Annotated in this window: 14 protein-coding genes; 6 read left to right on the top strand and 8 right to left on the bottom strand. The window is 60.1% G+C overall.

What is annotated here, in order from left to right; all coding sequences use genetic code 11:
* Window positions 1-2: 2 nt before the first annotated feature.
* Window positions 3-1,004 carry an L-glyceraldehyde 3-phosphate reductase gene (gene mgrA, locus J3349_RS09795; RefSeq protein ID WP_207677287.1) on the bottom strand — a complete coding sequence of 334 codons (1,002 nt, stop codon included), beginning with the start codon at window positions 1,002-1,004 and terminating at the stop codon, window positions 3-5.
* Window positions 1,005-1,142: 138 nt separating this feature from the next.
* Window positions 1,143-1,661 (bottom strand): hypothetical protein, encoded by a 519-nt coding sequence (locus J3349_RS09790; protein ID WP_207677286.1) that lies wholly within the window; start codon window positions 1,659-1,661, stop codon window positions 1,143-1,145.
* Between the two features lie 278 nt (window positions 1,662-1,939).
* On the opposite strand from J3349_RS09790, the gene J3349_RS09785 reads away from it, so the two are divergent.
* The gene (locus J3349_RS09785) at window positions 1,940-2,860 is read left to right on the top strand and encodes a nucleotidyltransferase (protein ID WP_207677285.1); all 921 of its coding nucleotides are present in this window, start codon (window positions 1,940-1,942) and stop codon (window positions 2,858-2,860) included.
* A 52-nt stretch (window positions 2,861-2,912) separates the two neighbouring features.
* Here the strand turns inward: J3349_RS09785 and J3349_RS09780 are convergent, their stop codons facing one another.
* Genes J3349_RS09780 through J3349_RS09765 form a run of 4 tightly spaced genes read right to left on the bottom strand, consistent with a single transcriptional unit; the run spans window position 2,913 to window position 6,165 of the window.
* Window positions 2,913-3,989, bottom strand: coding sequence for a putative ABC transporter permease (locus tag J3349_RS09780; RefSeq protein WP_207677284.1), 1,077 nt, complete (start codon window positions 3,987-3,989; stop codon window positions 2,913-2,915).
* A 14-nt stretch (window positions 3,990-4,003) separates the two neighbouring features.
* Window positions 4,004-4,183 (bottom strand): DUF6472 family protein, encoded by a 180-nt coding sequence (locus J3349_RS09775; protein WP_015564550.1) that lies wholly within the window; start codon window positions 4,181-4,183, stop codon window positions 4,004-4,006.
* Window positions 4,176-4,943, bottom strand: coding sequence for a tRNA (guanosine(46)-N7)-methyltransferase TrmB (gene trmB, locus J3349_RS09770; RefSeq protein ID WP_158402179.1), 768 nt, complete (start codon window positions 4,941-4,943; stop codon window positions 4,176-4,178). The genes J3349_RS09775 and trmB overlap by 8 nt, the downstream gene beginning before the upstream one ends.
* Window positions 4,944-4,980: 37 nt before the next feature.
* Complete coding sequence (locus tag J3349_RS09765; protein WP_207677283.1) at window positions 4,981-6,165, bottom strand: alanyl-tRNA editing protein; 1,185 nt, start codon at window positions 6,163-6,165, stop codon at window positions 4,981-4,983.
* A gap of 149 nt (window positions 6,166-6,314) precedes the next feature.
* Between J3349_RS09765 and malQ the strand changes: the two genes are divergently transcribed.
* The 3 genes from malQ to J3349_RS09750 all read left to right on the top strand — a co-directional run bounded on the left by malQ (window position 6,315) and on the right by J3349_RS09750 (window position 9,380).
* The gene (gene malQ, locus J3349_RS09760; protein WP_207677282.1) at window positions 6,315-7,892 is read left to right on the top strand and encodes a 4-alpha-glucanotransferase; all 1,578 of its coding nucleotides are present in this window, start codon (window positions 6,315-6,317) and stop codon (window positions 7,890-7,892) included.
* Between the two features lie 196 nt (window positions 7,893-8,088).
* Complete coding sequence (locus tag J3349_RS09755; protein WP_207677281.1) at window positions 8,089-8,886, top strand: GGDEF domain-containing protein; 798 nt, start codon at window positions 8,089-8,091, stop codon at window positions 8,884-8,886.
* 53 nt (window positions 8,887-8,939) lie between these two features.
* Complete coding sequence (locus tag J3349_RS09750; protein ID WP_015564545.1) at window positions 8,940-9,380, top strand: hypothetical protein; 441 nt, start codon at window positions 8,940-8,942, stop codon at window positions 9,378-9,380.
* 356 nt (window positions 9,381-9,736) lie between these two features.
* Here J3349_RS09750 and J3349_RS09745 read toward each other — a convergent pair whose 3' ends face one another.
* Window positions 9,737-10,420 (bottom strand): 5'-methylthioadenosine/adenosylhomocysteine nucleosidase, encoded by a 684-nt coding sequence (locus tag J3349_RS09745; RefSeq protein ID WP_207677280.1) that lies wholly within the window; start codon window positions 10,418-10,420, stop codon window positions 9,737-9,739.
* A 9-nt stretch (window positions 10,421-10,429) separates the two neighbouring features.
* A complete protein-coding gene (gene ychF, locus J3349_RS09740; RefSeq protein ID WP_015564543.1) occupies window positions 10,430-11,563 on the bottom strand; it encodes a redox-regulated ATPase YchF in 1,134 nt (377 codons plus the stop codon).
* 307 nt (window positions 11,564-11,870) lie between these two features.
* Between ychF and J3349_RS09735 the strand changes: the two genes are divergently transcribed.
* The gene (locus J3349_RS09735; RefSeq protein WP_207677279.1) at window positions 11,871-12,164 is read left to right on the top strand and encodes a hypothetical protein; all 294 of its coding nucleotides are present in this window, start codon (window positions 11,871-11,873) and stop codon (window positions 12,162-12,164) included.
* 44 nt (window positions 12,165-12,208) lie between these two features.
* Window positions 12,209-12,931 carry a hypothetical protein gene (locus tag J3349_RS09730; protein ID WP_207677278.1) on the top strand — a complete coding sequence of 241 codons (723 nt, stop codon included), beginning with the start codon at window positions 12,209-12,211 and terminating at the stop codon, window positions 12,929-12,931.
* Window positions 12,932-12,962 lie beyond the last annotated feature (31 nt).

Here is a 12,962-nt window from a genome sequence, read left to right as displayed (position 1 = left end):
AATTACTCCTTGTAAAATCCGGAAGCCTTATCGATGGCTTCCAGCTCGTCAGCGGTGAAGGTGGTGTTGTTCAGGGCAGCGATGTTGTCGAGGATCTGCTGGGGCTTGGACGCGCCGATGAGGACGCTCGTCACCTTGCCGTCCCGCAGTATCCACGCCAGCGCCATCTCGGCCAGCGTCTGGCCGCGGGCGGCAGCGATTTCGTTCAGGGCGCGTATCTGTGCAAGCTTTTCCTCGGTAATGACGCTCTCCTTCAGGAAACGGCCATCGGTGCGGATGCGGCTGTCCTCCGGGATGCCGTTGAGGTAGCGGTTGGTCAGCAGACCCTGCGCCAGCGGGCTGAAGGCGATGATGCCCCTGTTCAGCCGGACAGCAGTCTCTTTCAGGCCGTTCTGCTCGATGGTGCGGTCAAAGATGGAGTAGCGGTTCTGGTTGATGACGAAGGGGACGTGGAGCTCGTCGAGGATGGCGCAGGCTTTTTCCAGCGTCTCACCGTTGTAGTTGGACAGGCCGGCATAAAGCGCCTTGCCGCTGCGCACCGCCTGCGCCAGAGCGCCCATGGTCTCTTCCAGCGGGGTGTTGGGGTCCATCCGGTGGTGGTAGAAGATGTCCACATACTCGAGGCCCATCCGCTTCAGGCTCTGGTCGAGGCTGGCCAGCAGGTATTTCCGGCTTCCCCAGTCACCGTAAGGCCCTTCCCACATGGTGTAGCCCGCCTTGGTGCTGATGAGGAGCTCATCGCGGTAGGGGGCAAGATCTTCCTTGAGGATGCGGCCAAAGTTCTTCTCGGCGCTGCCCGGCTCGGGGCCGTAGTTGTTGGCGAGGTCGAAGTGGGTGATGCCGTTGTCGAACGCCGTGCGGCAGAGCAGGCGCATGTTCTCGAAGTTCGCGGTATCGCCGAAGTTGTGCCACAGGCCCAGCGAGACGGCGGGCAGCATCAGGCCGCTTTTGCCGCAGCGGTGATAGGGCAGGGTGGAGTAGCGTGCAGGAGATGCAGCATACATGGCGGGAAACTTCCTTTCGTTCAGTTTACCCCATTGTAGCACGGAAAAACGGCAGAATCCACATAAAAGTGCAGCGCCCCGGCATCTTTGCTGCCGGGGCGCTGTGAGAAAAAAGAAGAAAAGACGAGAAACTCAGATTCAGGCGTCAGCCTTGACGCTCCGGGCGGCCAGATAACGAGCCGGCTTCATGAGCAGTACGCAGCCGCCGTTGAAGACCAGAGAGCCGACGATGTACACCCCGAAGAAGAGAGGAAGATTTGTTGCAAAAGCTGCGCTGTCGATGCAGGCGACGGTCAGGTAGGCAAAGCCCACATTGTTCAGCACTTTGGGAGCGTAGGGGTGCAGGATGATGAGGATGAAGAGCACCACGCCCAGCGGCAGCAGCAGGCCCAGCGTCCCGCCCAGAACAGGCGTCAGCGCACCGATGGCCAGCATCGCCAGCACCGTGAGCACCATGCCCACGAGGCCGCCCAGCTCCACGCTGACAAAGCGGTCTTTGATGTCGCCCTCCATCGTAAAGAGCATGATGTTGCTCAAAAAGACGAGCCAGCTGTACTCAAACTCGATGGCGTGGAAAAAGGCGTTGGCGATCAGGATCCACACCACCATCATCAGGCGGAAGTAGAGCAGGAAACGCTTGGTCACAGTTTCGTTCATGGAAAAACTCACTTTCCAGAAGCTGTTTTCATAAGCGGGGTGCAATGCCTGTGAAAACGGCTTCTTAACTTCGGCCTGCAAAAGCGGCTGGCCGGTCGTTTTTGTGTCGGATAAAGTTATTATACTCTGTCTGGAAACAAAAGGCAATATTTGCTTGCCAATATATGCAATAAAAACTTGCCGAATTTAAAAAAACAGCTTCGTCTTGTTGCCCGGCGTGGTTTGGAGTATAATAAAACCGTAAAAGAGAAACACCCTTTTCAAGGAGGAGATAAAACATGAACAAACCGGTCCTGGTGGTCATGGCTGCCGGCATGGGCAGCCGCTACGGCGGCATGAAGCAGATCGACCCGGTGGGTCCCTGCGGTCAGGTCATCGTGGATTATTCCCTGTACGACGCCCGCCGCGCAGGCTTCGAGACGGTCATCTTCGTCATCAAGCACGAGATCGAAGAGGCTTTCAAAGCTGCCATCGGCGACCGCGTGTCCAGGGTGATGGACGTGAAGTACGCCTTCCAGCAGCTGGATGAGCTGCCCGAGGGCTACACCATCCCCGAGGGCCGCGTGAAGCCCTGGGGTACCTGCCACGCGGTGCTGGCCGCAAAGCCCTACATCCACGGCCCCTTCGCCGTCATCAATGCCGACGACTACTACGGCCCCGAGGCGTTCAAGGTCATCTACGATTACCTCTCCACTCACACCGACGACGAGGTCTACGACTACTGCATGGTGAGCTACCTGCTCAAGAACACCGTTTCCGAAAATGGCAGCGTCGCCCGCGGCGTCTGCGCCCTCAACGAAGACAGCACCCTCCACAGCGTCACCGAGCGCACCCGCATCGAGACCTATGAGGGCGGCATCCACTACACCGAGGACGGCGGCGAGAGCTGGACGGACCTGCCCGGCGAGACGCCCGTGAGCATGAACCTCTGGGGCTTTGGCGAGAGTTTCGTAAAGGAAGCTGACCGGCGTTTTGCCCGCTGGCTGGACGAGAATCTGGAAAAGAACCCGCTCAAGTGCGAGTATTTCCTGCCGCTGGTGGTCAGTGAGCTCATCGGCGAAAAGAAAGCCGCCGTCAAGGTGCTGCGCAGCACCGATAAGTGGTATGGCGTCACCTACCGCGAGGATAAACCCGTGGTGGTGGAAGCCATCGCCAAAAAGACGGCCGACGGCCTTTACCCGGAAAATCTCTGGGCTTAATCTGCATAAAAAAATACGGCTGGGACAGCGTCCCAGCCGTATTTTTTTATCTTTACTGGATGCCGAATCCGTTGAAGGAGTCGGGATATTCGTCCTCGAGCTGCTCGAGCAGGCTGCTGAGGGAGCGGTTGCTCTGACCGTGCTTCAGCTTGGGGTAGGCGCGGAGCATACGGCCCTTGCCCAGCAGATGGGTGCCGCGGCGGGTGCGGGCCTGCATGACCTGCGCACGGGCTGCCAGCTCTTCCTTGAGCTGTTCCAGCTGCAGGAATGCGGTGGTCTGCTCGGCTTTGCCCTGCGCGGCCAGCTTGACGGCCTTGGCCGCTTCGGCGGCGTTGAGGCGGGCAGTCTGGGAGGCGCGGCGTGCGGCCTCCATGGCCTCATCGGCGCGGGTGCGCATGGTGGAAGCGGCCTCACGGGGCGACAGCTTGTCGTAGCTGTCCCGGGCCTCGGCGGCGGCCAGCTTGAGCTGCAGGCGGCTCTCGTCCATCTTCTGGTCCATGTCCAGTGCGGTGGTGCCAAGGATCTCGGTCATGGCGTCGCTGACAGCATGCATACTGTCGGCCACCTTCTCGAGAGCGTCCAGCTCCCGGGCGAGGTCGGAGGCGGCGATGGCGGTAGCCACCACGTCAGCGGCATACACCGCATAGAGCAGACATATCAGCACAAAGCCCACCAGCGGCGGAATGATGTTCACCAGCGCGGCAATGGTGGGATGGATGGCCTTGACCATCACCATGGCACCCACGCCCCACATCAGCGAGAACTCAAGACAGACATAGCCGCCGATGTTGAAGGGTTTGTCGGTGTAGTCCCACCAGCGGGTGCGGTAGAGCTTATACAGCGCCCATCCGCCCACCAGCTCCAAGGTACTGGGCAGGATGACGCCGCCGAGATACAGCAGCAACAGGTTATCTTCCAGCGGCGTGAGGAAGAAGAGCACCAGTATCATGCCGAAGCCGTAGATAGGGCAGACCGGGCCGTTCAGGAAGCCCCGGTTCACCAGCTGGCCGGTGGTGGCGGCGGCATACACCACCTCGACGCACCAGCCCAGACAGGAGTAGATGAGGAAAAACGCAAGGATATGATAAAGCGAGAAGCCGCAGACTGTCGTGTTGAGAAAAAACGACAAGGGGACACCTCCGATCAGTTCTGTTTGCGGACGATCTTATATTCATCGCCCGGCTCAAAGTAAGGGCAGGCCGAAGTGGTATGGGAGAGATAGCGGGCCATCTCGTCCTCATCCAGTGCGCCGCCCTCGGCGCAGTACCAGCTGCCATATTCGTCCTGCTGGTTGTTCAGGCAGTATTCACAAGGGTCAGACATTGCCTTCACCCTCGGCCTTGGCCGAAGCTTCGGCCTCCGCCTGCGCGGCCAGCTTCTTGAGCACCTTCGGCTCCACCCAGGTCACGGAGTCGTCGCCGGCCTTCTTGCGGGCGATGAGGGCCTTGATCTTAATGCCCATCTCGGTGAACATCCCCTCATGCTCGGTGCGGATGTTCCACTCCGGCTCGTTCTCGTGGAGGTCGTAAGTCTGCCAGATGATGTCGTAGCCGGAAGCGGGGAAGTAGGTCAGGCTGTCGCGGAACAGGTCATCGTCGTCGGTCTTGAAGTAGATCTCGCCGCCGTCCTTGAGAAAATCGCGGTACTGGATGAGCTGACGGGGGTAGGTGAGGCGGTGCTTGTTGGAGGAAGCGTTCTTGCTCCACGGGTTGCAGAAGTTGATGTAGATGCGGCTGACGGTGTCCTCCGGGGTGATGACGCCTTTGATGCGCTCGATGTCGGTGCTCATGATCTTGACATTGTCGATGGGGCGGCCTGCCTCGGCGTAAGCGGCTTCGATTTTGCGCTTTGCGAGGATGAGCACCTTGTCGGTGATGTCGATGCCCAGATAGTTATTCTCGGGGTGGGCAGAGGCCAGCTGGGAGATGAAGCCGCCCTTGCCGCAGCCCAGCTCCAGCACGAAAGGCTGCTCCGGGCGGGCATACTGGCTGTGCCACTTGCCGCCCCAGATGAGGGGCTCGTGGACGTGGAAATCAGCGGCCATCAGTTCGTCGTGGGCGTAGGGCTTGAAACGCATTCTCATAAGATAGTATTCTCCTTGTGACGTGAAAAGTTTGTACTTACAGATTTTTCTTCAAAAATTCCTCTACCTGCTCCGGCGTGGCGGCGCAGCTGCCCTGGCAGATACCGGGCTTGCCGCCGCCGCGTCCGTTCAGGGCGGCGTTGAGGGCTTTGGTCAGGGCGCGGACGTCGCCGCCGGCCTGCGCGATGCAGTAGCCGGTGCCCTTCTCGCTGGGCGTCAGAGCGGCGCAGAGACCGGTGGTGGCCTCGCTCAACCGTGCGGCCAGACGGTGCAGGCCGTCCGGGTCGAGGCCGGGGACGGTGCGGATGGCCGTTTCGCCGGGGCCAAGCTGTGCGGCCAGTGCATCGAAGAGCTGACTGCACAGGCCGAAGTGGGCGAATTTCAGGGCCGTGTACTCGTCGTACACCCGGTGGACCGCCACGGCGGTCTGGTCGGCCTTAGCCGAGAGCAGTGCGCCGATGTCGGCCTGACGGCTCCGCATGGCCTGCGCTTCCCGCAGGGCGCGTCCGCCGCAGACGACGCTGAGCCGGACACCGCCCTTGTAGTTCTCAGAGGTGAGGATCTTGATTTGTCCCACCTGTCCGGTGGCGGCGGTGTGGGTGCCGCAGCAGGCGCAGACGTCCGCACCCGGGATGGTCACGATGCGCACCTGCCCGGCGATCTCTTTTTTGCTGCGGTAGGTCAGCGCCGCCAGCTCTTCGGGGGTGGGGTAGGTGATGAGCACCGGCACATTCTCCCAGATGATGCGGTTGGCGGCAAGTTCTGCCTCCCGCAGGCCCTCGGCGGAGATGGGGACGCTGGTGTCCATCCGCACGGCGTCGGAGCCGATATGGAAGCCCACGTTCTCCGCCCCGAACATCTGGTGCAGAATGCCGGAGAGGATGTGCTCGCCGGTGTGCTGCTGCATCTTGTCGAAGCGCCACTCCCAGTCGATGGTGCCGGTGACGGCGGCACCGGGCTGTGCGGTCTCGGGCATGGCATCCACCGTGTGCCAGATGATGCCGTTCGTCTCGTGGACGTCGGTGACATTAAGCACCGTGCCGTCGGCGAGGGTCAGCGTGCCTCTGTCGGCGGGCTGACCGCCCCCTTCGGGGTAGAACACCGTGCCGTCCAGCGCGATGCGCCCGCCGCCCGTCTTTGCGTCCGCCTCTGCGGCCAGGATGACCCCGGCGGCAGTCTTGCGGAATGCGTCGTTCTCAAAATATTTTTCCGTGCGCTGCATGGCACGATACCTCCTGTAATAAAAACGATATTATCCCACTATAAAACTAAGTATACCACGTTTTTTGCCTGTGGAAAATAGTCTTCGCTTATGTTATGATAGGAAACAGCATAAACCCAAACGGAATATAAAGCGAGGAAGGTATCATCATGCGTGAAAGTGGAATCCTGATGCCGGTGTCCAGCCTGCCCGGCCCCTATGGTATTGGCTGCTTTGGCGCCGAAGCGCTCAAGTTCGTGGATTTTCTGGCCGCTGCTGGCCAGCACATCTGGCAGCTGCTGCCCCTCAGCCCCACCGGCTACGGCGACAGCCCCTACCAGAGCTGCTCTGCCTTTGCGGGCAACCCCTACTTCATCGACCTCGACGCTCTCAAGGCCGACGGCCTGCTGACCGCCGCCCAGCTCAAGGCAGAAAAGTGGGGTGATGACCCGCTTTCGGTGGACTACGGCACTCTCTACACCAGCCGCTATAAGGTGCTGCGCACCGCCTACGCCGCATGGCGCGAGAAGTACGCCGGTCTCCACGGCTGCGCCCACTACTACCCCGACGACTACTACGCTTTCGCCCTTGCCAACGACAGCTGGCTGAATGATTACGCCCTCTACATGGCCCTCAAGACCGCCAACGGCATGAAGAGCTGGACTGAGTGGCCCCGGGAGTACCGCCTGCGGGACGCCGCCGCGCTGGCAAAGTTCGCAGCAGAGCAGGAAGAGGAGATCGGCTTCTGGAAGTTCCTGCAGTACGAGTTTGCCACCCAGTGGAAGAAGGTCAAGGACTACGCCAACGCCAAGGGCGTGAAAATTCTCGGCGACATCCCGATCTACGTCTCTGCCGACTCGGTGGATGCATGGGTGGGCGGTGAGCTTTTCGAGCTGGACGCGCAGGGAGGCTTTGCCCGCGTGGCCGGCTGTCCGCCGGATTACTTCTCCGCAGACGGCCAGCTCTGGGGCAACCCGCTGTATAACTGGCCGTATCATAAACAGACGGGATACGCCTGGTGGATCCGGCGCGTCCGCCACGCCCTCGGCATCTACGACCTGCTCCGCATCGACCACTTCCGCGGCTTCGACACCTACTGGGCCATCCCGGCGGGCAGCTCTACCGCCTGCACCGGCAAGTGGGAGGTCGGCCCCCGGATGGACTTGTTCCACGCACTGGAAGCTGCCCTCGGTAAGCTGCCCATCATCGCGGAAGATCTGGGCGAGCTGTTCCCCAGCGTCCGCGAGCTGCTGGCCGACAGCACCTTCCCGGGCATGAAAGTTTTGCAGTTTGCTTTCAGCGGCGGCGACAACGAGTATCTGCCCCACAACCACGTCAAGAACAGCGTGGTCTACCCGGGTACCCACGACAACACCACCCTCACCGACTGGTGGGAGAACGCCGCCACCGGGAAGGAGAAGGCCAGCGCCGCCGCTTATCTCCACCTGACCCCCTGCAAGCCCACCGCGAAGGAAGTGGCCGCCGTCAAGCCGGACGCCGCCCGCATCGCGCTGCTGCGTGCGGCCCTCGGCTCTGTGGCTGACCGGGCCATTATCCCCATGTCCGACTGGCTGGGTCTGGGCGCAGAAGCCCATCTGAACACCCCCGGCAAGCTGGGCGGCAACTGGACCTGGCGCGCCGCGGAGGGCTTCGACGCAGAGCCTCTGGCCAGCCGCATCCAGGCCGAGTGCGAGGTCTACTGCCGCGCCGAGGAGCCGGTCGAAAAAGAGGCAAAAACCTCAATTTGACGGAAATGTAAAAAATCTTTTTGAAAATTGTGCGTTTTGCTGGTAAGCGTCCCGCCGTCGTGGTATAATCGCATGAGAGGCAGTCAGGGATAAGAACCTGTTTTCACAGCGATACACTGGCCATGAAAACAGGTTCGACTGTGAAAAGGCAGAGCACCGGGAAGGAAGACCCGGTGTATAAAATGGGGAAAAACGCATGAAAAATGAATGGACTGAGCAGGACTTGCGGCGATTCGTCGAAAGTTCGCGGCCTGTGTTTCAGGATGTGAGCCTGACACAGGTGGACGAGGACGCCGACCGCTGCTGGCAGGACGACGGCCTGATGGTGGACTACGAGTTGCGCGGTGGTCAGGTGGACTGTGTGCTGCGCCGCTGTGTCGTGGCAGACGGCAAGGTGTGGCAGCTGCAGATGACGGCCCCGCTGGCAGGCAATGACCTGCCCGAAGACCGGATGACCCCGCGGGAGCGGGAGATGTGCCGCGACGACATGAACCACGACTTTGTGACGGGGGTGTTCAACCGCCGCTACTACGAGACGGAATTCTGCACGAAACTCGATGAGTGGACCGACTGCCACCGCTGCGCGGCGCTGGCGCTGGTGTCCATCGACGGCGCAGAGAAGCTTTCCGCGCGGGAGAGCGACGCCGTCATGGGCCAGCTGGTCTGCTTTGTGGCAAACCAGTGGAAAAAGCACTTTGACCAGCCTGCTGAGCGGGTGGTCTGCCGCCTGAGCGATACCCTGTTCGCCATCGGCTGTGCCGACCGCACCCGCCGTGAGCTGGAAGAGGAGCTGAAAGCCATCTACGCCGAGATGCCCAAGGAGTGTGTGGCCTCGGTGGGCCTGATGCGCCGGGTGCCGTTCACCCAGTCCATCGGCGTGGCCGGCACCCGCGAGGTGCGCTGCAAGAACTGGGACGCCCTCTATGACCTGTGCGAGAAGCGGCTGGCCGCTGCACAGACCGCAGGCGGCGACCGTATCTACGACGGCGAATAATGCATAAGAGTCCCCCTTTTGAGAGAAACTACCCTCAAAAGGGGGATTTTTATATGGAAAACCAGAAAAACGACAATCTCAATATGCTGGAAGCCATCGTGCAGAATACCGAGATGGGGAAGAACACCCTCGATCAGCTCGTGCCGATGGCGGAGGATGAGCAGTTCAAGGCGGAGCTTCTGCGCCAGCGCAATATCTACCGCCAGCTCAATCAGGAGGCCCACGCCGCCATCGACGCCTGCGGCGGCTCAGCCCAGGGCCAGAGTGCCATGGCGAAGCTCAACACGAAGGTGAGCATCGGCATGAAGACCATCACCGACAAATCCACCCGCAACCTCGCCGAGATGCTCACACAGGGCAGCGGCATGGGCGTGGTGGACTGCATCAAATCCCAGAAGGACTACCCAGACGCCGCGCCGGGGTCGAAGAGGCTGATGCAGAAGCTGCAGGATTTTGAGGAGGATAACAGGCTGAAGCTGGAGCAGTACCTGTAACGGAGCTAAGTTCTCTTTTGCGCGCCAAAAGAGAACCAGAAAAGCGCCGCTTTTCCGAGGCGCGGGCACGGGAAAGGGGCTGCTCGCCCCTTTCAGACCCCGAAGGGGAAGTCGAAACGGAAAAAAGCTAGCCGCTTCGCTAAGACGGGTTGCGGCTCCCAGCGTCTGCTTCGCTGCCGCTCGCATCCTGCTGGCCGCTGTCCCAACAGCTCCTCCCTGTTTCCGCCACTGGCGGCGGTCGTCGCTGTTGCGCTTTTTTCTCGCTTCTCCGATTTGCTGCTTCGCAGCAGATTTTTTAGATGCTGCAATAGAAAAAGCTCCTGCCCGGATGAGGCAGGAGCTTTTCGCAGCTAAAATTAGAGAGATTCGACCATCGCGGCGACGATTTTGGTCGCGGTGGCGACGTACTCGGTGATGCTGAACTTTTTGACCACCAGCACCTCATGGCCGTCCTCGTCGGCGTTATCGCTCATGGCGCGGAGGATGACGCAAGGCACATCGTTCTTGGCGGCGATCTGACTCACGGCCGCGCCCTCCATCTCCACGCAGTCGGGGGCGCATTTGGCCTCGATGGCGGCTTTGGTGGCGCTGTCGCCCACGAACATATCGCCGGTGGCGATCTTGCCTGCCAGAGCCTTGACGCCTGCGTCGGCGCAGGCTTTCTCGGCGGCGGCGATAAGGGCCGGGTCGCCGGTGTACTCCTTCAGGAAAGGCGGATTCTGGCAGATCATATCCAGCTGGGCGTCGTGGTAAAGCACCGTCTTGCCGATGACCACGTCACCGATGCCGATCTTGCTGGTCATGTTGCCTGCGATGCCGGAGAAGATGATCTTCTCAGCACCGAACTTGGTGATGAGCACCTGGGTGGTGGCAGCGGCGTTGGCCTTGCCCATGCCTGCACAGCAGACGACCACCTGCTTGCCGGCCAGCGTACCCTTATGATACTCCACGCCGCCGTAGGGCTCGACCGTGACATTTTCCAGCCTGGCGCAGAGCTGGTCCACTTCGTCGGGCATTGCGCCCATGATACCTAAAATCATAAACTCTCCTTACACATTGAACAGGAACTCGATGACATCGCCGTCCTTGACGACATATTCCTTGCCCTCGGTGCGCTGCAGGCCCTTGGCCTTGACGGCAGCGTAATCGAAATCATGAGCTTCGAGGTCGCTGTAGGCGATGACGCTGGCGCGGATGAAGCCGCGCTCAAAGTCGCTGTGGATCTTGCCGGCAGCCTGCGGAGCCTTGGTACCCTTGCGGATGGTCCAGGCGCGGCACTCCTTCTTGCCGTCGGTCAGGAAGGAGATGAGGCCCAGCAGGTCGTAGCTGGCGGTGATGAGGTTGTCGAGGCCGCTTGCTTCGATTCCCATCTCGGCGAGGAAGGCTTTCTTTTCCTCGGGGCTGTAGTCGGCGATGTCCTCCTCGGTCTTGGCGCAGATAGGGATGTAGCGTGCGCCCTCTTCCTTGGCGCGTGCAGCCACCAGCGGGACGTACTTGTTGTTCTCGATGCCCTCCATCAGGTCGTCCTCGCCCACATTGCAAGCGTAGAGGACGGGCTTTGCGCTCAGCAGGCCCATCTCGTGGAGCACGGTCTGCTGCTCGGCGTCGTTCTCGTCGAAGTCGAAGCTGCGGGCGGGCTTGCCGGATTCCAGATGGGCGGCCAGCTGCTGCAGCCATGCGGCCTCGGCGGCAGCACCCTTGTTGTTGCCGCTCTTTGCGGCCTTAGCCATGCGGCCTGCGCGGTTCTGGACGACTTCGAGGTCGGAGAGGATGAGCTCGTAGTCGATGGCGTCGATGTCGGCGATGGGGTCCACGGCCTCGGCCTTGGTCACGTCCTCCACGACATGGATGATGTTGTCGTCGTCGAAGCAGCGCACGACATGGACGATGGCATCGCACTCGCGGATGTGGCCGAGGAACTTGTTGCCGAGGCCGGCACCCTGGCTTGCGCCCTTGACGAGGCCGGCGATGTCCACGAACTCCACGATAGCGGGGGTCTTCTTGTTGGTCTGCCAGATCTCAGCCAGCTTATCCAGCCGCTTGTCCGGCACGGCCACGATGCCGCTGTTGGGCTCGATGGTGCAGAAGGGGTAGTTTGCAGCCTCCGCGTTCTTGGTGGAGGTGATGGCGTTGAACAGAGTGGACTTGCCGACGTTGGGCAGGCCGACGATACCGAGTTTCATTTCAGATTTCTCCTTTTATAGTCATGGATGATAGAGCATTTTACAGAATGACTCCGGGTCATTTTTACATACACATCTATTTTATCATGCCTGCGGCGGCTCTTCAAGACCTTTCCGGAAGCAGAAGAAGGGGCAGATGGGCGATATGTGATTGATTTTTCACTTTCGAATCGGTTGAAAGCGCCTGCAAACTATGATATAATGCATGGAAGAGCGCGCTTTAGAAGGGGGAAGTCTGCCCTTTTGCGCTCGGGAAGCATTGGAATTGTGTAAAATAGAGGGACTAGACTCGAGAAAGGAAAACAAAATGAATTATCCTGTCGAATATACTGTGATTGCGGAAAATGAAAAAATCTATATTGAGGGCGGCGCCGATTATTGGGGGCTGTTCAACTACCTCATCGGTGACTATCTGCGGGACGCGGTCCTGAGTGAGACTCGCTCGGCTGTCTGGAACAGCGCCAAGAAGGGTTCTACTGAGCCGCTGCAGAACTGGTTCAAGAACTTCAAGAGCATGGGGATCATGGGTATGATCGGCTACATCTATGGTATCTACCACCTGGGCGAGAAGATCGATACTTACCTGAGCAAGAAGGACTAATGGCCGCGGAAAAGAGAAAGGTCCAAAAGTGGGGCTGGAAGACTTTGCTGGCACTGCTTGGCCTGGCAGCGGCTGGTGCATTCGGCTTTTTCAGCATCTTCAATACGGTAAGAGTGACAGCGGCTGAACCCTCCCTCTCGGAGAACGAAGCGAATGAAGCGGCATCTGTCACCATCACAGATGCGGAACTGGAACAGCTGCTCAGCGGCGAGCTCACGCTGGACAGCCTGACCCGGACCGGTACGGATGAAGCGCCTGCAGCCTCCGAGGCGCAGGGGACCGCCGCCGGTGAGCAGCCGGCCAGAATGGAGTCTGAGGCGGCAGCGTCCAGCGAGCCGGAAGACTCTGCATCCGGCACGGAGCAGAGCGCAGCCTCGTCGTCCGAGACTCCGGCGGAAAAAAAGCAGCAGGAGGCAGCCTGTGAGGCCGAAGTCAAGGCTCTCATCCAGCAGACCTACGCGCTGAAAGCCATTGCAGAAAAGGGACTCAATTCCAGCATCTCTGCGGCAAAGGCTGAGTACAAGACGCTGCCCGCAGAGCAGCAGACCAAAACCAAAAAGATCATGATCTGCCTGTCCAAGACAGGTGAGCTCACCTCGCTGCAGTCGTACTGCGACAAGGAGATGGGCCGCATTGTGAGCCAGCTGCGCACGGTCCTGAAAGAAAATGGACAGAGCACAGAACTGGCCGATCAGGTCATGAGCACCTACAAAGCCGAAAAGAGCCAGCGCTATGCAGAGCTGAAAAACAAGCTGTATAACGGCTGACTGTTCTGAAAGAGCAAGGAAGGCTGAAAAG

Source organism: Faecalibacterium sp. Marseille-P9590, assembly GCF_017377665.1.
GTDB lineage: Bacteria > Bacillota > Clostridia > Oscillospirales > Ruminococcaceae > Faecalibacterium.
This window is presented reverse-complemented; position numbering and strand designations above follow the sequence as displayed.